Origin of the sequence: Paraburkholderia sediminicola, from assembly GCF_046030555.1 — a bacterium.
Lineage (GTDB): Bacteria > Pseudomonadota > Gammaproteobacteria > Burkholderiales > Burkholderiaceae > Paraburkholderia > Paraburkholderia sediminicola_E.
The window spans coordinates 141,518-159,682 of record NZ_JAQQCH010000013.1; the positions used below are offsets into that span (position 1 = coordinate 141,518).

At 61.7% G+C, this 18,165-nt stretch carries 17 protein-coding genes; 7 read left to right on the forward strand and 10 right to left on the reverse strand.

Annotated features, from left to right (window positions below; all coding sequences use genetic code 11):
- Positions 1-67 precede the first annotated feature (67 nt).
- The 3 genes from PQQ52_RS19780 (at position 68) to PQQ52_RS19790 (ending at position 1,276) form a co-directional block, all read left to right on the forward strand.
- Positions 68-295 carry a DUF3717 domain-containing protein gene (locus PQQ52_RS19780; RefSeq protein WP_408214735.1) on the forward strand — a complete coding sequence of 76 codons (228 nt, stop codon included), beginning with the start codon at positions 68-70 and terminating at the stop codon, positions 293-295.
- 301 nt (positions 296-596) lie between these two features.
- On the forward strand, positions 597-908 hold the full coding sequence (locus PQQ52_RS19785; protein WP_408214738.1) for an XRE family transcriptional regulator: 312 nt from the start codon (positions 597-599) through the stop codon (positions 906-908).
- A gap of 116 nt (positions 909-1,024) precedes the next feature.
- On the forward strand, positions 1,025-1,276 hold the full coding sequence (locus PQQ52_RS19790; RefSeq protein ID WP_408214740.1) for a hypothetical protein: 252 nt from the start codon (positions 1,025-1,027) through the stop codon (positions 1,274-1,276).
- Between the two features lie 54 nt (positions 1,277-1,330).
- Here PQQ52_RS19790 and PQQ52_RS19795 read toward each other — a convergent pair whose 3' ends face one another.
- The 8 genes from PQQ52_RS19795 to PQQ52_RS19830 all read right to left on the reverse strand — a co-directional run bounded on the left by PQQ52_RS19795 (position 1,331) and on the right by PQQ52_RS19830 (position 9,511).
- Complete coding sequence (locus PQQ52_RS19795; RefSeq protein ID WP_408214743.1) at positions 1,331-1,810, reverse strand: hypothetical protein; 480 nt, start codon at positions 1,808-1,810, stop codon at positions 1,331-1,333.
- 192 nt (positions 1,811-2,002) lie between these two features.
- Entirely contained in the window at positions 2,003-2,320 is a 318-nt protein-coding gene (locus PQQ52_RS19800; RefSeq protein ID WP_408214746.1) for a type II toxin-antitoxin system RelE/ParE family toxin, read from the reverse strand.
- On the reverse strand, positions 2,317-2,592 hold the full coding sequence (locus PQQ52_RS19805; protein ID WP_408214749.1) for a type II toxin-antitoxin system ParD family antitoxin: 276 nt from the start codon (positions 2,590-2,592) through the stop codon (positions 2,317-2,319). Before PQQ52_RS19805 ends, PQQ52_RS19800 begins: the two co-directional genes overlap by 4 nt.
- 211 nt (positions 2,593-2,803) lie before the next feature.
- Positions 2,804-4,024: a Replication protein O gene (locus PQQ52_RS19810; RefSeq protein WP_408214756.1), complete on the reverse strand. Its 1,221-nt coding sequence runs from the start codon at positions 4,022-4,024 to the stop codon at positions 2,804-2,806.
- Positions 4,025-4,367: 343 nt separating this feature from the next.
- On the reverse strand, positions 4,368-5,342 hold the full coding sequence (locus tag PQQ52_RS19815; protein ID WP_408214759.1) for a ParB/RepB/Spo0J family partition protein: 975 nt from the start codon (positions 5,340-5,342) through the stop codon (positions 4,368-4,370).
- 2 nt (positions 5,343-5,344) lie between these two features.
- Positions 5,345-6,526, reverse strand: coding sequence for an AAA family ATPase (locus PQQ52_RS19820; RefSeq protein WP_408214762.1), 1,182 nt, complete (start codon positions 6,524-6,526; stop codon positions 5,345-5,347).
- A 227-nt stretch (positions 6,527-6,753) separates the two neighbouring features.
- Entirely contained in the window at positions 6,754-8,676 is a 1,923-nt protein-coding gene (locus PQQ52_RS19825; protein ID WP_408214765.1) for a site-specific integrase, read from the reverse strand.
- A gap of 13 nt (positions 8,677-8,689) precedes the next feature.
- Positions 8,690-9,511, reverse strand: coding sequence for a hypothetical protein (locus PQQ52_RS19830; protein ID WP_408214768.1), 822 nt, complete (start codon positions 9,509-9,511; stop codon positions 8,690-8,692).
- A gap of 336 nt (positions 9,512-9,847) precedes the next feature.
- On the opposite strand from PQQ52_RS19830, the gene PQQ52_RS19835 reads away from it, so the two are divergent.
- The 3 genes from PQQ52_RS19835 to PQQ52_RS19845 all read left to right on the forward strand — a co-directional run bounded on the left by PQQ52_RS19835 (position 9,848) and on the right by PQQ52_RS19845 (position 13,250).
- The gene (locus PQQ52_RS19835) at positions 9,848-10,126 is read left to right on the forward strand and encodes an HU family DNA-binding protein (RefSeq protein WP_408214771.1); all 279 of its coding nucleotides are present in this window, start codon (positions 9,848-9,850) and stop codon (positions 10,124-10,126) included.
- Positions 10,123-11,280, forward strand: coding sequence for a PDDEXK nuclease domain-containing protein (locus PQQ52_RS19840; protein ID WP_408214773.1), 1,158 nt, complete (start codon positions 10,123-10,125; stop codon positions 11,278-11,280). Before PQQ52_RS19835 ends, PQQ52_RS19840 begins: the two co-directional genes overlap by 4 nt.
- Before the next feature lie 539 nt (positions 11,281-11,819).
- Positions 11,820-13,250 carry a sensor domain-containing diguanylate cyclase gene (locus PQQ52_RS19845; RefSeq protein ID WP_408214920.1) on the forward strand — a complete coding sequence of 477 codons (1,431 nt, stop codon included), beginning with the start codon at positions 11,820-11,822 and terminating at the stop codon, positions 13,248-13,250.
- A 176-nt stretch (positions 13,251-13,426) separates the two neighbouring features.
- On the opposite strand, the gene PQQ52_RS19850 is transcribed toward PQQ52_RS19845, so the two are convergent.
- Positions 13,427-14,698, reverse strand: a complete 1,272-nt coding sequence (locus tag PQQ52_RS19850) for a helix-turn-helix domain-containing protein (RefSeq protein WP_408214776.1) — start codon at positions 14,696-14,698, stop codon at positions 13,427-13,429.
- 733 nt (positions 14,699-15,431) lie between these two features.
- Between PQQ52_RS19850 and PQQ52_RS19855 the strand changes: the two genes are divergently transcribed.
- Positions 15,432-15,734, forward strand: a complete 303-nt coding sequence (locus PQQ52_RS19855) for a transposase (RefSeq protein WP_408214779.1) — start codon at positions 15,432-15,434, stop codon at positions 15,732-15,734.
- 598 nt (positions 15,735-16,332) lie between these two features.
- On the opposite strand, the gene PQQ52_RS19860 is transcribed toward PQQ52_RS19855, so the two are convergent.
- Positions 16,333-17,628, reverse strand: a complete 1,296-nt coding sequence (locus tag PQQ52_RS19860; protein WP_408214781.1) for an NRAMP family divalent metal transporter — start codon at positions 17,626-17,628, stop codon at positions 16,333-16,335.
- Between the last annotated feature and the right edge of the window lie 537 nt (positions 17,629-18,165).

The window sequence follows — 18,165 nt, forward strand, 5'->3', positions numbered from 1 at the left end:
TTACCGACAACCGGACTCCTGCGCGAAGTCAGTGCCGGAGTCCGATGTATTGATTTGGAGGCTCTTTATGAAGACTTTTCTGACCGTCGCCGAGATCGAGCAGGCGATCAACTATTGGTGTGCACGCCAGGCTTCTGGCGAAGATGGTGCACTGTGCAGGAAGGCCCGTCTGCTGGCCGACATCTACGGCCAGATGATCTATGAACGCATGCAGGTCATCGATGTATCCCGGCTTTCCGCTGAGCAGGTAGACGCGGTTAATATCGCGCTCAACCAGCGGGAACTACCGTTATGAGGTGCGTGAGTGACGCCACGCAGCGCCGGCCGCCGCCTGAACTGTGTGTGAAGCGAGGCCGCCCCTCCTTTCTGCAAGCCAGATCCGCGATAATCACGGATGTATCGCGCGCGCCGCGCGCCCGGATCGAGGCGCCTGGGGACCCGCGCCGGTAGGCGTGGGGTGCGCGCCGGCGCGGCGCAGTAGCGCCGGGACGATCCGGCTCGGGCGCAAGTGCACCGCTGGTCGGGGTCGTCAAGCGCCCGGCGGGCGCGTGAATTCCCCGCGGCGCAGCCGTGGGGACTAACTACATGGATCTGGAATGACGGTGAAAGATACTTATCTCGCGATCAGACGCGAATGTTTTCAACCTGGTATCTATTGGGCGGTTCCGACCGGTGCGGAGATACAGGAAATCCTGCGTCAGGCTGGGCTTACCGATCGGGCCGCCGCCGCCTTTCTTGGTTTAAAGGACAAGAGCGGCCGGCACATCCGGCGCTGGACTAGCCAGGAGAACGAGATTCCGTATTCTGCATGGGCGCTGCTGTGTCACGCAGCTGGGCACGGGATTATCTGGGAAGTCGACGCGTCAGACATGCGTACGACCTCGGCGCAGCCGCAGAATGAGAATTGAATGTGTGCTTAGGCTATGGCGTTTTCGATTACGCCCTTACCACTTGCACTGAGCCTAATCCCGCTTCCCAGTGGGGCGATCGCTTTTGGCCTTCTGAACGCAGACAAGGATACGACATGACCACGAAGCAAGACGCGAAGGCTAAGGTAAATGCTGCCATAAAGAGGTGCGAGGCCGCCGAAAAGGCCTGGCAAGATGCGTACACCGCCTTGTCTGGCTCGGTAAGCACGAATGGCTATGGCATTCATCACAACCGTTACGAACTGCGCGACAAATTACTCCTGGCGCAGGCTTACATCCAGGAGTCACTTCGGGCCCTGGATGGCATCGACTGGCCGACGGATGCCGAATACGACAGTGCCGATTGAGGAGAACGCAGAACCCTACAGCGAGCTCTTGTTTGGTGTGGGTCTGGACAGACTTCAGCTAGGAGACAAACGCTGCCTGTCGAGGAATCTGTCCGGGCGATTGCTCGCGTCGATCAGCACTTCAAGTCGTGTCTGCTGTAGCTGCCTATCGTGTTCGTTAGTGATCCGTACCAGAAGCTCGATCGCCAGACGACTGCACGTCCAGTTGCCAGTCTCTGTGCCGCGACCAGCTATTTCCACGATCACGCTCTCACCCTCCTCCACCGCGACACGCTCAAGCGACCCGTGGCCGGCCTCTGTGAGAAAGCGGGTGAGCAATACCATTGTGAACAGGCGCCGTATCAGTACGGCATGGCCACTCTTCGCCGCCTCGAGCGCGATACGGTAGTTCAGAATCAGTGCGTCGGCATCTGCGCGAGGCATTGACAGAAACAGCGTCTTCGTGCGGCGGCGCAGCGATAGATAGCGTGGCTCCCGCCGTGCGGCTTTTCTTTCCGGGTATGAGAGAAACGGTTCCTTCGGGATCTGTTGCATCCACCCGGCGCCTGCGCATGATCGAACGATGCGATTCCGGACAGGACATCAACCTCTCCAACGCTAGCGCAACTCGCCGACACTGAAACGCCCTACCCCCCGTTCGCTCAGTGCAGCTAAGTCAGTCCGCCGAAATATCTTGAGCGATCGCTGCGGCAGATGCTGGATTGGTTGGCCACAATCAGCCATCAGTCAGTGTTCGTCGGGTTCCTCCAGGAACCGCGCATCATAGTCTTGGCCACCGTAGTAAACGCCGAGAACGGATACTGTATCGCCAGTCACCCGGTACGCGATCACGGCACGCTTGCGGTAATGCGTCACTCGGAGGCCCGCGAGCAGATCATCACGAGGCACGCCTCGCTCCGGGAAGCTGGCCAGCGCGACGCAGAATGTTACGATCGCGTCGACGTAGCGCGCAGCCGTCTCAGGTGCGCCGGCCGCGGCGATGTATGTCTCGATCGCATCAAGCTGGTCTCTCGCCTCAGGGGCAAACTGCACACGGTACGTCATGCCGGGTTTGTGACGCCGCGTTTGCGGCGTAGATGTGCGCGTACCTCTTCGACCGTCAGCGCGCGCCCGGGATCGGCTTCCAGCGCGGCGGCCGCCGGCAAGACCTGATCCTGCAGCCAGGCCTCCACAGCACGATCTCGCGCGGCGAGCGTGCGCAGCCCGTCCCGGATCACCTCGCTTTCGGACGCGTATTCGCCGCTCGCGACCTTCGCGCGAACGAGCTCGGCCATCTCCTTCGGTAACGTAATGCTCAACTGCTGGGTGGTGCGCATGACGGCCCCCTATAATTCGATAGGATTTAATCCTACTCGCTGCGTGCAGATCTGGCAATGACTTGAATCCGACCGTGTCAGGCTGTGAGCCTATGCGCATAGTACGGACGGTTCTCTTGGCCATCGAAGCTACATGATACGGCGTGGGCTAACTCATCGCTCTGCTTGGCCGTGCTGTATCGCCTGCGGCCATCAACTAGTCCAGCGCCGCTCAGCTCGGAGACAGTCCTGGCCTTGCTGCTCTGAGGACGTTTTTGAGCTGGGCGAGATGGGCACCGACGTGCGCCGTCAACTCGCGTGTGGGCAACGCCTGGGTAGCGGCAGCGACGAGCGGCGGGCGCTGACTCATTTGGGCGTGGCGGCAAGCGGCGAAGCGTTCTTCGTCGTCCGGGGTCGCAGAGCGGATTCTGCCAGCCTCAAGCGCGCCGACAAAAGCCGGTTCCCATGCCCCGGCGGCGACCCGCGGGGTTGCCTCACGGAAGTCGTGAACGGTCATCGATTCGCCACTCTCCCCTACCACAATCCGGCGCTCGCCATTGCCATCAAAGAACACGCTGCCCGCGCAGCGCATCAAGGTCTCTTTCACGACCGTGGCCTCGAGCTGTTCGCGTCTTGCATTGTCGGCTGCTGCCCGTTTCGTCTGGACCTGATACCGGAAATCAGTGGTGCTGCCGAGCAGAGATCGGAGATAGCAAATTGGGCGGTTGGCTCGCTTCAGATGCTGCCATGTGGCTTCAACGACATCGGAAAGAAGCTTGCCGTGCTGACGAGCTTCTTTCATGAGTTTGAAAATCAGGAATTCTCGAAAACCCAGGGACCGCAGGCGCTGAAGATCGCTAGGGAGCTGGCCCGGTTGTCTCTTTTGAAAAGAACCAGGGGAAAGATCCTTATATATAGCTCCGTCTGCCACGCTGGCAGACGGAGGGTTCGAAGGAACGGCCGCGGATGCCTCGGCACGCATTCCTGCGTTGGATTCGATAACCGGTTGAACGGGTGCAGCGAGTCCGAGGAGCTGGGCTGCCCGCTCCGTCAGGTGTAGATAGGCGCGGCCGAACAGGCCTGCTTCCCCATAGCGTTTCTGCGGTGCCCGTTGGATGAGGCCGGCTGCCTGCAGGTCGTCAAGGCTGCGATAGAAGGTTCGCATGGACTGCATGGCGCGGCCGGTGAGCAATTCACGTCGCGCAAAGATCGCGGCGTAGGGGCGACTTGCGTCGACAGTACGCGCGAGGGCGGCAAGCACGGCGCGGGAACGTGCTGGCAGACCCTGCAGGTTCGCCGCACGATGCGCTGCCCGGAAGATCACCCAGGGCAGATTGGTGGCGTCGCAGGAGTACTCGACGTGGGCTTGCGAATCGTTCTCTGCTGCGGATGTTTCTGTTGCTAGAGGATGAACGTCACCCTCGCAGGCAACGAAGCGTTGCGCGATAGACATAACTACCCGTCCATTTGGAAAAATGGATTGTGGATACTTGACTGTCGTTCGCTTTTCGCTACACTTCGAGGTGTTGAGTCCTTACCCGATTAGCCGTCGGGGAAGTGCAGCGCAAGGGCGAGCGACAGCAAGCCCAATATTCAAAAGCCTTCGGTTCCAGCCGAAGGCTTTTGTCTTTACAGCGCTTGTTTATGTGCCATCCAAGGCTCCAAGTTTGTTCGTTGGTCGTAAGTGCTTGTTTTTTAAGAAGTTCCCAAAGGGAACCGCAGCAGTCACAGTAGTCACTCCGCTTTGCCAGTTGGCTAAGTTGCTGATTGGAAACGAGTTCCCATTGGGAACCGCCCTACTCGCGCTGTTTCAGCCTAGATTCAATGAACCCCTGAATCTCCTTGGCCCAGACATCAGCCTGCTCAACCTCGACTGCCAATTTGACGCCGATTACGCCTTTACGGGCGGTTATCTCGCAAAAGCGCTTCTTTCCAACCTTCACAACAAGTGGCTCCGCATAGCTAGGCGCGGCGGTCGTCTCTTTCGCAGTGGCCAATTTGACTGCGTTCTCTTGGGTGAACTCGCCGTCTTCAACAAGGCGACGAACCGCGGCAACGACGGCTACCACTTTCCCTGCCCCCGCTGCTTTTGCAAGCTTTGCTGCCGCGTGACTACCGAGTCGCTCGGGCCTTGCAGAAAGAATCTCCTTCGCCTCATCGGGAAGCCCCTCGAAAGCAAAGATCCGGCTCATGTGGGACTTGGCGAGCCCCGCTGCCTCAGCGAGGTCCTGCCGGGTCAGTTCGGTGCCATCCTGGAGTCTTTTGAAATTCCAGTACTTTTCGAAGTCCGATAGTGACGGAGAGAGCAGGTTGGAAAAGAACGCGACTTTTTCGACCTGAGAAGGATCGATGTCGAGCACCGTCGCCTCAATTTCATCCCTATCCAGTTCGCGATAGATGGCAACCCGGTTATTGCCGGCTACGATGTCCCAATCGCCATCAGGGCGTAGTTCGACGCTGACGGGGGTAGACAATGGGTAGCTTTGCAGATTCGCCTTCAATTCGCCGTACTGCTCGTCGGTCAGCTTTCTGCGTCTCCCCGGGACCTCGTGTAGTTTCGAGACCGGAAGTTTTACCTTTGCTGCGCCTTGAAGCGCTGCCTTTAGACGCTCGATCTCTTCACGTTGAGCGGCGGCGGTTGCCTGCAGATGCATAAGTTGTCCCGGGGCGGTCCGTGGCGTGCCAGGCGTGGTGGCAATCGCGCGTGCCTGATCAGCTTCGGTCAACTGGATGTTCGCGGCCTTCTTTGCTTGATCCTTTATCCAGGACATTCTCAGACTCCTCTCGACCACATGGCGCTAACTTTGTCGTCGACACGGTCCACTAACTGGTCGACCGGGTTACGGATGCGGCGAAGCGTCTCGGCGCCTCCTTCGTAGCTGGCAAGGTCGTAAATCGTTGAAAAACGCATGTTTGTATTGCGTGCTAAATCGGTCTCGGGGATTTCCACAGGGATCACGCGAGAGCCATAAATTTGGGAAATCCAGGCCTGCAAAACCTGTGCGGCCGCCTTCGGAGTTGATCTCGTAACGAGAACATCGACGAAGTCAAACTCCTTGGTGCGCTCGTCACCAAAGGCCTTCATGCCATTGATAAGGTCGGCGAAAAGGTGCCAGAACTGGACCATCGAGGCGAAAGACAGCATGTCGGGCACCACCGGGACGATCACGCCATCGGATGCGAACACCGCATTGATCGTCAGATAGCTCAGAGTCGGTGCGGTATCGATGATGATGTAGTCGTACTCATCCTTGAGGCTGGCTAATCCGTCGTGAAGAACCTGCTCGAACCGAACCCCGTGATCCGACCCTGAGGCTCGTGCAGGCAGCATGAATTCGGCGTTAAAGAGCTCGGTCGACGACGGGATGATGTCCAGATTCGGCCAATACGTCGGTGCCGGAAGTGTCCGCATGTCAAAAGGCCGATCATCGAGATACGCCTCGATGAGAGGCATGATTGTCTGTGACGAGTCGACCTCGGCGTGTGGATTGATACCGTAAAGCGTGGTCGCGCTGCCCTGCGGATCAAGGTCGATGTGCAGCACACGGCGACCTCTTCTCATCGAGAGGCCTTGGGCGAGGAGGGTAGACGTAGTGGTCTTCGTTACGCCCCCCTTGAAGTTGGCGACGGACAAAACCTTGCCCGGCCCTTGACGTTCGGTGGGCTTCAGTTCAGCCTTGATCCACTGGATGGTCTCGGCAACGGTGAAGGAACGAGGAGCGCCGGGTCGACTCTGGCTGCCCTCCGGCAGTTCGCCCTTTTTCAGCACGTAGGCCATCCGCTGCTTATCGATTCCGCACATTTCCTGAACCCGCACGGAAGTAATCAGCGGCGGCTCTTTGCGCGGAAACGGCTCGAGCATCTCATCCCGAATCTTCTGGAGCATCACATCAGAGAGCTGTGCGAGGCGCATAAGGTCGTCGGCGGTCGTCTTTCCGGGATGAGCGAGATTCATGTCCATTTGGTTTTTTACCGTTCGCGGTGATTGGACCGATTGGGCAATATTGGACCGCCACGGTCGAATTGATGTGGAGATTAGCGGCCTGGCGTAGTAAACGCAAGTTAACTTTTTCGGGGACAGTAGGCCGGAGAGGCGCGTCGCGCCTGGATTAGGCGTGAAATGCTGAGAATTTACGCGAGGAGTTTAGAGCGGAAAGGGGTCAAACCTGACTTTTTGACCTGCTACTCGCGTGTTGTCCGCAATGCTTCCGTAAAGAACGCATCCATCGCGCGGAACCGTCGTGCGTTGTCGGTTTTCACATAGACCGTGGTCGTCTGGAGGCTGGCGTGGCCGAGATTGGCCTGCACGTCACGCAGATCCGCGCCGGCGTCGAGCGCGTGATTGGAGTGGGTGTGCCGCAGCCAGTGCGTGCTGGCCCTCTGCAAATCCCGGGCGGCACCTTCGTAGCGCGCATCCAGCTGCGCCGCTGCGCGCCGGAAAATCCCCTTATAGACCTGACCCAGGCCGTCCGCGCTGAGCGCCGCGCCCGTGCGCGCGTGCCATACGAGCGGCGTGCCAGGCGGACTGGCTTGGGGATCGGCCGGCAGGCCGCGCGCGGTGAGACTCTCCCTCAGCATCCCCATCAGCGCATGGGGGAGCGGTACTGTGCGCACAACACCGCCTTTGCCCCAGACCGTGAGCTGCCAGGCGTCGTCGAGCGTGCCGTCCAGTCCCTTGCGGGTGAGCGCCCCGGTGGTCGCGGCGGCCAGCTCCGCGCGGCGCAGTCCGGTGGCGTAGGCGAGCAGCAGCGCGAACCGGTCACGCACTTCAGCCACGCTGTAGCGCGTGCGGCTGCTGGCCTGCAGCACGAACCGCCACTGCGCGTGCGTGAGGGTGCGGCCGGCCACGTCGATGGCGGCCGGTGCCGCGACGGGCCGCAGGCCGCCGAACGGGTTCGCGGCCAGATACTGCTGGCCGACGAGCCAGCTGCACATCGAGCGCAGGATCAGGCGCGCGGTTTCGCGGCTGCGGGCCGACAGGCCGCCGGCGAACGGGCGCCAGTCGGGGTGGAAACGCTCGACGCGGCCGCGGCCGATCCAGCGCGCGGCGGGCTCCGGGTCGGCCAGGAACTGGTCGACGTATTCGGTACAGTCCAGGGTGTTCAGCGAGGACAATGGTTTGCCCCGGGCGACGATCGCCCACAGCAGCAGGCGCTCCGCCTCCCGCCGGTAGGCGCGGGCGGTGTGGGGGCTGGCCCGGTAGGTGGCCAGCCACGCGTGGATGGCCTTCAGGTCCGTATTGACGGTCGCCTGATGGCGGGGGAGCGGGGCGCGGTTCAGGCCCTGCGAGCCGTCGAGCCCGGTGGGCAGGCGAAACTCCTGCAGCGCCTCGAGCGGCACCACGTCGGGGACGCCCGGGCGCGTGCCGGCGCCGCCCGCGTGGGCAAGGGCAGGGTGGTCGGGGGTGAGCTGCCGGCGCGGGATGAGCGCCCGCGGCGAGAGTTCCTGTAGCGATGCCGCGTGCAGCGACAGCCAGCTCAGGATGCGCTGCGCGCCCTTCGGCCCCAGGCGTGGCACGCCCGCGTACCACCGGTGTCCGCGTCGCCCGATCAGCGCGAGCAGGTCCGCCAGGGTTGACAGGCCCGCGGCGGCCAGGCGCTCGGCCACCGCGGGCTCGAACCAGCCGTCGACCGGGTGATCCGGCGCCGGCTCCTGAACGAGCGCCTGTTCCATGCGGGCGAGCGCGGCGGCCTGGCGCTGGCGCAGGCGCGCGTTGCGGGCGAGTTTACGGTCGAGAGTCGGCGAGGGCGGCGGCGGAAAATCCCCCCGATACAGCGCGAGGAGCTCCGCTTCGCCGTAGACCCCGTCCGGATCCACCTGCGCGCGGTAGACCTCGAGTGTCGGCACGTCGTCGCGGCCGTGCAGCTCGGCGAGCGGGATGCTGCCGGGTCGCAGGCGCAGCAGGTGAGCCGCCTCGATATCGCGCGCGCGGCGTGCAGCAACAGCGAGCGTGTCGCGGAGCGTGGTGACCAGCCGCCGCGTGACCCGCACGTCGGTGCCCGGTTCCCCATAAACGGTATGCAGCCCCTCGAAAGTTGCCCCTTCGAGGTAGCCACGGTAAAGCGCAAAGTGCTGCCGCGTCAGACGGGGCGTGCGAGATTTCATGCTCGGTCCGGCGTCAGGCTTGCGCCGGCGTCGTCGCACCGGCGGGCGGCGGCTGCACGAGCAGTTCACCGGTCGTAATCAGGCGGGCAGAGCGCCGATCGAGGGCATTGGGGTGCAGCTTCATCCTCAGGCGGTGCACCCAGCGCGGCCAGCGCGAAAACACGAAGCGGTCAAGAAAGTAGGCGGCCAGCGTCGCGTGCTCGACGCACAGGAGCCAGTCGTCGAAGAGCTGTAGATCGCCCGGGGCGGTCCTGGTGACCTTCGGCGACTGGTCGAACGGGGCGTTCAGGAGGGCAGCAAACGTCGCTTGCTGGGCTGCGATTCCGTCTTCGAATGCCCGGTGAACCATTTCGCATTGGAACAGGTGGCTGTACAGGCGCGCGTCGATGTCCGAGAGCTGGCCGATCACGGGGCCGTGCAGCGCGAGCATGAGCGGCCGGCGCGACTCACGTAGCCGGTTGATGGCTGCGTTGTGGCGATACGCATCGGCCAGGTTGGGCTGGGAGCCCAGCCAGTGCGCCATGCCTCCGCCGGCGGCCGCAAGCTGCTGCACGTCAGGTAAGACCATGCCGGCTGCGATGCGCTGCTCGCGGCTACGCACCATGACCGCAACGATCAGGGCGCCGGCGATGCCCATCAGGCCGCCGATGCCGTTCCCGGCGAGCGTCTGCCAGTGATCGATATGGCGGATGAGCGGTTCGAGCCAGCCCCCGGGTGCGGCCGCCGGCACGGGCACGGGCAGGCAAATGCGGGCAGCGTGGGCCGTCAGTTCGTAGAGCATCGCGCTCATTTTTCCTTCCCCGTTGTCGGTCGTCGCGAAACTGCGAATGGACATCCGGCGCAATCGCTTGCCGGGCGTGGCTTTCGAGGAAGTGTAGCGGAGCACCGGAAATCTGACGAGTAAAACCTTCACACCTGATAATAGCTGTTATCAGATGTGACGATTTTTCTGCGTGGCGCTTTCCGGTCGTCGCCCGATGACGGGCGATAGGTTCGCGATTGATCTGCCGTGCCAGGGCGCTTCTGACCGACCCTGACGGCGCGTGGCGAAGTCAATGCACCTGAAGTGGATCCGGTTGCCGCAGAACCGGACCACCCGCCGGTCGTGATTGCGCGAAGGCGCGCCGATCGGGTAGGGTGGGCGACATCCAAACACAACGAGGAGGCGGCAATGAACAAGCAGGAACTGGTGGATGCAGTCGCGGCGCTAACCGATGAAAGCAAGGCCGTGACGGGCGAGATGATCGACGCAGTGATCGCTGCGATCACGGGCGCGGTGACGAAGGGCGATACCGTCCAGCTGATCGGCTTCGGCTCATTTTCCACGGGTGCGCGCGCCGCACGGCTCGGCCGCAATCCGGCGACCGGCGCCGAAATCCAGATTCCCGCGGCGAAGACCGTCAAGTTCACGGCGGGCAAGGCGTTCAAGGATGCCGTCAACGCGTCATGACGAAGATGGCAATCGCGCCCGGCGACTACGCCGGGCTGCACAAGGAAGTGGTCAGTGTCGTCGAATCGGCGCGACGCACGGCGGCACGCAACGTCAATGCCGTGATGACCGCCGCCTACTGGGAGATCGGGCGGCGGATCGTCGCCAGCGAGCAAGGCGGGCAGGCGCGCGCCGGCTACGGACAGGCGCTGGTCGCCCGGCTCGCTGACGACCTGACGCGCCGTTTCGGACGCGGATTCGGCCGGGCGAATCTGGCCAGCATGCGCGCGTTTTATTCCGCCTGGCCGGCGGAGGAGATTTTCCAGACAGTGTCTGGAAAATCGGCAGCTGCCGGAAATGTCCAGACCCTGTCTGGAAAATCGCTGCCGGCGAAAGACGTTGCCGACGCCACGGCAACAGCGCCCGATTACATGGCGCTCGCCTCCCGTTTTACGTTGCCGTGGTCCGCCTATGTGCGCCTGCTTTCAGTGAAGACGGCGGCCGCGCGCGCTTTCTATGAAACAGAGGCGTTGCGCGAAGGCTGGTCGGTGCGCCAGCTCGACCGCCAGATCGGTAGCCAGCTTTACGAGCGGCTGGCGCTGTCGCGCAACAAGGCGGCCCTGCTCAGGAAAGCCGCTGATGCCCAGCCGGGTGATCTCCTCACGCCGGAGGAGGCGATTCGCGACCCGTTCGTCCTCGAGTTTCTCGACATCAAGGACGAGTACTCGGAGTCGGATCTTGAGGAGGCGCTGATCCGGCATCTGGCGGATTTCCTGCTGGAGCTCGGCGACGACTTCGCTTTCGTCGGCCGGCAGCGCCGCCTGAGAATCGACGACACGTGGTTCAGGGTCGATCTGGTGTTTTTCCATCGACGTCTGAGATGCCTGGTCATCATCGATCTCAAGGTCGGTCGCTTCAGCTATGCGGACGCCGGGCAGATGCATCTCTATCTGAACTACGCGCGCGAGCACTGGATGAAGCCTGGGGAGAATCCACCTGTCGGTCTGATCCTGTGCGCCGAAAAAGGTGCAGCCGAAGCACACTACGCGCTGGACAACCTGCCGAACACGATTCTTGCGGCGGAATACCAGACGGTGTTGCCCGATGAGGCGATGATCGTGCAGGAGCTGGAGCGCACGACAGCGGAACTGGAGCGGCGTACCGGGGCTGCGTAAGGTTCGGTCCCGATGCCCGACAGATTGCCGTCATCGGAAGGCGAGGCCGCGAGCCGATACCACATCATCATGCGGAAAGGGTGACGCGTTGTCATATCTGCCAGTTTAGGGGGCAACTCAAGAAGCGGAAATGCAGGGACGGTCCATCCGCTTTCATCGGGTGGATACTGAAGCCCCCGAAACCTGGATCTTGAGATGACCCTGGGTAGCAGAGTGATGAGGCAAAGCACGACATCACCTGTGGTGCTCCCCACGGGTGCCGATGCGGTTCAAGAAAGCAGATAAATTGCCGACAAGACAGTGGTGTTCCGTTAAAATTTCCGGCGCTTCCAGTGGCCGAATCTGGAATGGCCGCTCAGCGCCTGCGGATCGGCGCAAGACTTTCCGCCCCGGTCTGCATCGCGGACATGCCGCCCGATTTTCATGAAGGCTTCGAAAGTATGGTGGAGACCGTAACACCCCCCCTCCGAAGGCTTCTCTCCTTCGCCGACCGGCTGTGGCGCGGTCAGCTGGCGCCACTGGTGATTATTTGTGGCGGGATGCTCGTCGCGCTGGTCATGATCTCCTTATGTGCGACGGTACTGTATCAGGGACGCGTCGACGCCATGGACCGTGCCCGTGAAACGTCGGGCAACCTCGCGCTGATCGCCGAGCGGGACATCGAGCGCAATTTCGAGCTGTACGCGCTATCCCTGCAGGCGGTCGTTGACGGGATGCGCGATCCTGACGTGCTGGCGCTACCGCCGCGCCTGCGCCGGCAGGTGCTGTTCGATCGGGCGGCGACCGCCAAATACCTGGGCTCGATGCTGGTGCTGGACGCATCGGGCAACATCGTTGTTGACTCCGCCAGCGACGTGCCGCGCCAGGGCAACTTCTCGGATCGCCCGTACTTCACCGCGCAGCGCGACAACCCGAATGCTGGCCTCTATATCAGCGATCCCTTTCAGTCGCGGCTGCGCAACGGCTCACCCAGCATTGCGCTGAGCCGGCGGCTTTCGCATCCGGACGGCTCGTTTGCCGGCATCGTCCTGATCGCCGTCAATCTCGAGTATTTCCACACCCTCTTTGCCGGACTGTCACTCGGACCTCATGGGGCCGTGTCCCTGATCGGGAGTGACGGCATCATGATCATGCGTCAGCCGTATGACCTGCGCACCATCGGGCGCGATATCAGCAGGGCCAGCACGTTCCGGTATTTCCGGTCGGCGCCGGAAGGAAGCTTCTCTGACACTGCGTCAATCGATGGCGTGCGCCGCCTGTACCTGTTCAGGAATTTCGCGGATCTGCCGCTGATCATCATGGTGGCCGAAGCCGAGCAGGATATCTATGCGGCCTGGCGCAAGCGCACGTTGACGATCGGCTCGCTGATGGTTGCATTCGGGCTGGGGTTTGTCGCACTGTCGTTCCTGCTGGGTGCCCAGCTCCGGCGGCGGATGCGCGCGGAATCGGAACTGCAACTGCTCGCCAGAACGGACGGTCTGACGGGTCTCAATAACCGCCGAACCCTGGGCGAAATCCTCGATCAGGAGTGGCGCCGGGCCCGCCGCACGCGCAGCATGTTTTCCTTGCTATTCGTTGATATCGACCGGTTCAAGGCCTACAACGACACGTACGGTCACCAGGCCGGCGACGATGCACTGGCCGCCGTCGCACGCTGTATCGGCGGCAACATCCGGCGGCCCGCGGATAGTGCGGCGCGTTACGGTGGGGAGGAGTTTGTGGTTGTGCTGCCGGACACTCCGCCTGCGGGCGCTGCGCAGATTGCCGAGCAGATCCGCAAGGCAATCAGCGAACTGGCGATCGAGCATGCAGGCAGCGAATACGGACGTGTTACAGCCAGCATTGGCACAGCCAGCTGGGCGCCCGAGCAGGATGACGACGTGACCGCCGTCATCAAGGCCGCTGATGAGGCGCTGTACAACGCCAAGGCCACCGGCCGGAACAAGGTTTCACCGTTCTCCCGGGCATGACCGGGCTCCCGCCACTAAATGCGGACAAGACGACGACCGCCCCAGGTCGAGTCACTTCAGCCGCCTGTAGGCCGGGTTCGTCGGGTCAGAGCTTGTCGTAAAGCAGACAGCCGACAAATGGCGTCGCTCCACCACAAACGCACGCGTTCCCGTTAAGCAGTATCAGGATGAATTGATCAGTTACGCCGCCTTGTAAGCAGGTCTGCCACGCCGGCGCGGGTGGCAATTTCCCAGATATATCCTCGGGAATAATCGACACCCACCCGTCGATGAAGTACGGTGCGCAAACGGCCGTTCGTCCAGTGATCAGCGTCTATGCCGTGCACTCGCGGCGACTCCTTGACTGTTGCGGCAATCCACGCCAGCGTTTCATCATTGATCGTCAGGCGCTTCTTCTCCGTGCGCTGCTTCGGTGGTCGCATCCTGTGCTCCAGTCCGAGCTTACTGACGAGGCTCCTGACATGTCCGCTTGAGTGGTGGACCGCAAATCGCTCCTTGATCAGTCTTTGAACATCTCCGTTTCTCCAGAGTTCGGACTCGTATCCGTGGGCCATGGGGCCACGCTCCAATGCCGCCCGTAACCAGTCAAGAGCCTCGGGGCCAAGTGCCGCGTCCGGCCCCGATGACCTGAGCCGTTCAACAGCCTCAACTCCGTCGGCAACTACCATTGATCTGTATTTCGTAATCGTCCGCTCGCTGATGTTGAGCGCTTTTGCGACGCGGTCAGCACTCTCTCCATCCAGAAGCATTTTTGCAGCAATCTTTCGGCGCTCGGCGTAGACGTCGTTTTGCGGCTTCTGAGCGGTCGCACGAGGCGGATTTTCTGACGGTGAATAAGTGAGGCGGTAGGCGAGGCCATAACCCCGAACGAGGTAGCCAACATGCGAAGCTGAAAACTGGACCCCGAAGCACCGAAAGATCAGTTCGCGCAGTTGGCTTATGGTCCAGGTCGGCCCTGGATGGCCGTGAAGGCCAGGTGAGTGCTTGATCGCGCTAACAAGCCAGCTTTGCGAAGCATCATCCAGTCGCGGGCTATTCCCGAGGATACGAAGGCGCGCGAGGGCTTCAGGTCCGCCCCGTTCTATCAGGTGCTTGTATTTGCTCACGGTCGGAAGACTCAGCCGGGCCTTCCTGGATACGTCGCTAATACCTTCGCCATTCAACAGGAGTTCCGCGGCGAGAGCTCTACGGCGCGCGAGCGGGACGTCGTCAATGTGTTTGCCCATCCGTCCCTTGCGGAAGTGGTTGTGGTTTCGATTGGCATGGCTCTGGCGCGACGGCGCTGCTCGGGGCAACATCCGCGGCAACACCTGCCCGCTCAGAACAAAGCGATGGAACAACGCTGCGCCGACATGCAGACCAATCAATGCGAAAAGCACCCCTGTGAGGACGCCGTGCACGTCGGCCAGTTCGTTGCTGAACGTCGAGCCCGGAGCGTACGTTGCCATCACTTAATAATGCTAACGACGTCACATTAAGGAAACCTGATGCCCCGCACGGGACCATTCGGTTGCACTTTTTGCTGCTTCTCTAACTTCGTTGACTAACGCCTATCGCTGAGAACAAACATGCGCCTGCGCGTCCGGACCATCAAGGGCAAGCGATGTCGGCCTCGGCGCTTCGCCCGCCATGCCGGCTCCAGAATCAATGTTGATTCCAATGGTCAATATCGCGCCCGTTGGGTCGAGGGCGGAATCGCGCGCTTACATAGGCAGCGCGAGTCTGGCGGAAGGGGATCGGCGAAGACGGGACGATGCACAACCGAGGAATGGCTCCCCCGTCCAGCCGTCGCGACCTCCGCTATTTCGACATTATCGTATACGGCGCCATGTGCGGGAAAAGGTTTAAATGCTGGCCCTCCTTGGGCATAAAGGTAATGCCGGCGCATGGAAATCGGCCCAACAATTTTTGCTCCAATGGGCCGCCGCCCGGCCTCTTGACTGTGAAATGGTCTGAAAGGTACAGTCGACGTGCAGGGCACGGTTGTACCTGCAGAAACCTGAGATATCGTCCAAAGGTGCGCGCGTCGTTGCGGCGCGGTGACCCAGTTTTGTGGGAGCAAGGGCCGTAACCCGATTCCGGGCGCGGCTGGACATGGCCAATGCCACTTCACTCCTCCAGGAGGGCGGTAACCAGTCAGCCGGCAAAAGTTAGCCAGAAATTTTTTATCGCCATTAATCCGTGATCGAAATTCCTCTGACAGACGCCGACTGGGAACGCGTCAAACACCTGTTTTCCGACTCCGGCGCACGAACATCGCGAGGCCCCGGCCGTCCTCGTCGCGACGTCCGCGGCATTGTCGATGCCATTCTGTGGATCGAGCAGACGGAGGAGAAGTGGCATCGCCTGCCATCGATATTCCCGCCGGCGCAGACCTGCTACCCGAGATATACCGCCTGGAGAAAGCTGGGAATTATCCAGCTCGCCGTGGATATTCTGACGATTTCGGCACCTGCGGTGACCTTTGCTCGAGACCTGTACTGATTGTCCTCGGCCGCAGCCCTGGTCCGGTTGTGCCGCCATGATCAGGGATAACCGGGTGTTAGCCATGACGCGACGCAGACGAGCATATGCGGGTAGCGCTCCATGCGCAGGCGTCGACGCGACTTGCCTGTCGTCCAGCCTCACGGTTTCCAGCACGATTGTGCAAGCTGCATCTGAAAGACCCTATGGGGATGGCGTGCCAACAGTTCCGCAAGACCTGCGCCCAACCCGATCATTCGTTGACACGCAAACGGGAACAGCGGGCGAGTTCCGTATCCAGCTGCCGGTGCCGGTGCCGGTGCCGGTGCCGGTGCCGGTGCCGGTGCCGGTGCCGGTGCCGGTGCCGGTGCCGTTTCGTTTGGTCTGGTGCAGGGTGTGCGGGCGCAGTCGTCCCGTGCATTCAGCACCAAGGCAATGCTGCAAATCGCGGTTAACCTGCGCGATACCGCGCGGTGGACCCGAAGCCGAGCGGACCGCAGGAAGCCCCGCTGATTGTTTCGTGTTTTTCAGGATTGAATCGTCGCCTCACCGAAGCGGTCGTCGGACGGCACTTCGGCAGACGAGCAACGCTTCAGTGGCGCCTGCACCGGTCGCGCGTTCAGGACGCAAGCATGAACCAGAACATGGCAAATGTGGCCGCCGCCATCGCAGTCGTTGCAGTCCAGCCCGTCACGCGCAGGCGCGCTGAAATGATGAAGCTGGCCATGATCTTCGGATTCACCGCCATGAACATGATCAGTCCCATGATCGGGACGGAAACCACTCCGTTGATGACCGCGCTCCAGTAAAGCGCCTTGATAGGATCGATCCTTGTAAAGCCGATTGCGAGACCGACCAGCGTAGACAGGACGATGATGCCGTAGAACCGTTTTGCCAACTGCGGTTTGAGGGCGAGACTGTTTCGCCAGTTGAACGTGCCTGCCATTGCATAGGCTGCCGATCCCGCGAGCACTGGCAACGCAAGCAGGCCCGTACCGACGATTCCCAGACTGAACAGGGTAAAGGCGAACTTGCCTGCGATGGGTTTCAGTGCAGCCGCTGCCTGCGCCGACGTCTGTATGTCAGTCACACCGTGCGCGTTCAAGATCGCGGCAGTCGTCAGGATAATGAAAAAGGCGACGAGGTTTGAAAATCCCATCCCGATCCAGGTGTCCATCCGGATGCGGCGCAGGCTGGCCGGCCCTTGTCCAGGGGCTTTTTTCAGCGCACGCTGGCCTGTTTCGGCGCGCATCTCTTCCACCTCCTGCGAAGCCTGCCAGAAGAACAGATACGGACTGATGGTCGTACCCAGTATCGCAACGACAGTCGTGGCGTAATCGCTTTTCCAGGACAGGCGCGGAACAAAGGTTCGTACCAGTACGGTCTGCCACGGAATGTGGACGACAAACACCGTGGCCACATAGGCGAACAGCGCGAGCGTCAGCCACTTCAGTACGCGCACATAGCTGCGATAGGGAATGAAGATCTGCAGCAGTACGGACACCGCTGCAAGCGCGACCGTGTAAACGCGCGTCGGACCGCCGAGTACGAGATTGATTGCAGCACCCATTGCCGTGAGGTCGGCCGCGATGTTGATCGTGTTGGCGACCAGGAGGAGGACGACAGAGCTGTAGAGCAGCCAGGCGGGATAGTGGCGCCGGATGTTGGTTGCCAGGCCGTGACCGCTCACTCGTCCCAGTCGCGCACTGACAATCTGGATGGCAACCATCAGCGGATAGGTGAGGATGACCGTCCACAGCATGTTGAAACCGAACTGCGCGCCCGCCTGCGAGTATGTTGCAATTCCGCTGGGGTCATCATCCGCAGCGCCGGTAATCAGCCCTGGACCGAGCTTTTCGAGCCACGACTCGACCTCAGGATCTGGTTTGTCCGACGGGTTGCTGTCGATGTCCATCTTCGGCCCCTGTGGTAAGAGCGTGTGAATATCGCGCGCGGAGTTAAGCTCCCGTGCGCTTCAGGTCGATAGGACTGCAAATGCCGCAAGGCGCCGGCAGGCTATCCGTTGGGTCCCCAGTCCTCACGACCGACCGACGGCGAGCATTGTTTCTCATGGGGCCTGCCTGTTGTCCCGCCTGATTGCTGATCGCGCAAGGCCGAAAGACTCACCCAGGCAGAACAACCCTGTCAATGCTGCCGTTCTTTTTACCGCTTCGCCTGGTCGGTGCCGATTTGCCATACCCCTCCATCAGGTCAGCGTGCCTTGACGACAAGCAATCCACACGCCACGCGGACCTGGGCGAGGCGTTTCGCACCGATGGCGCCTCGGACCGAAGGGTTGATTCCCTCGCGGGTGTGCGGGTAGCCGGCCCACGGGTGTGCGATTAGCCGGCCCACGGATCTGCCAGGGAACATCATCGGTCCCCGGCGATGTCGTGCGTCTCGTTGGGGTCCCTCCGGGTTGCCGGCGAAGCGCGCTTGACCACGCGCCGGA

What these genes read in the sequence shown, in the direction of transcription:
- PQQ52_RS19835 (WP_408214771.1), top strand. Translation starts at nt 9,848, where the DNA reads ATGAACAAGCAGGAACTGGTGGATGCAGTCGCGGCGCTAACCGATGAA.
- PQQ52_RS19840 (WP_408214773.1), top strand. Translation starts at nt 10,123, where the DNA reads ATGACGAAGATGGCAATCGCGCCCGGCGACTACGCCGGGCTGCACAAG.
- PQQ52_RS19860 (WP_408214781.1), bottom strand. Translation starts at nt 17,628, where the DNA reads ATGGACATCGACAGCAACCCGTCGGACAAACCAGATCCTGAGGTCGAG.
- PQQ52_RS19825 (WP_408214765.1), bottom strand. Translation starts at nt 8,676, where the DNA reads ATGAAATCTCGCACGCCCCGTCTGACGCGGCAGCACTTTGCGCTTTAC.
- PQQ52_RS19805 (WP_408214749.1), bottom strand. Translation starts at nt 2,592, where the DNA reads ATGCGCACCACCCAGCAGTTGAGCATTACGTTACCGAAGGAGATGGCC.
- PQQ52_RS19780 (WP_408214735.1), top strand. Translation starts at nt 68, where the DNA reads ATGAAGACTTTTCTGACCGTCGCCGAGATCGAGCAGGCGATCAACTAT.
- PQQ52_RS19790 (WP_408214740.1), top strand. Translation starts at nt 1,025, where the DNA reads ATGACCACGAAGCAAGACGCGAAGGCTAAGGTAAATGCTGCCATAAAG.
- PQQ52_RS19800 (WP_408214746.1), bottom strand. Translation starts at nt 2,320, where the DNA reads ATGACGTACCGTGTGCAGTTTGCCCCTGAGGCGAGAGACCAGCTTGAT.
- PQQ52_RS19845 (WP_408214920.1), top strand. Translation starts at nt 11,820, where the DNA reads ATGCTCGTCGCGCTGGTCATGATCTCCTTATGTGCGACGGTACTGTAT.
- PQQ52_RS19815 (WP_408214759.1), bottom strand. Translation starts at nt 5,342, where the DNA reads ATGTCCTGGATAAAGGATCAAGCAAAGAAGGCCGCGAACATCCAGTTG.
- PQQ52_RS19830 (WP_408214768.1), bottom strand. Translation starts at nt 9,511, where the DNA reads ATGTCCATTCGCAGTTTCGCGACGACCGACAACGGGGAAGGAAAAATG.
- PQQ52_RS19850 (WP_408214776.1), bottom strand. Translation starts at nt 14,698, where the DNA reads ATGGCAACGTACGCTCCGGGCTCGACGTTCAGCAACGAACTGGCCGAC.
- PQQ52_RS19795 (WP_408214743.1), bottom strand. Translation starts at nt 1,810, where the DNA reads ATGCAACAGATCCCGAAGGAACCGTTTCTCTCATACCCGGAAAGAAAA.
- PQQ52_RS19820 (WP_408214762.1), bottom strand. Translation starts at nt 6,526, where the DNA reads ATGAATCTCGCTCATCCCGGAAAGACGACCGCCGACGACCTTATGCGC.
- PQQ52_RS19810 (WP_408214756.1), bottom strand. Translation starts at nt 4,024, where the DNA reads ATGTCTATCGCGCAACGCTTCGTTGCCTGCGAGGGTGACGTTCATCCT.
- PQQ52_RS19785 (WP_408214738.1), top strand. Translation starts at nt 597, where the DNA reads ATGACGGTGAAAGATACTTATCTCGCGATCAGACGCGAATGTTTTCAA.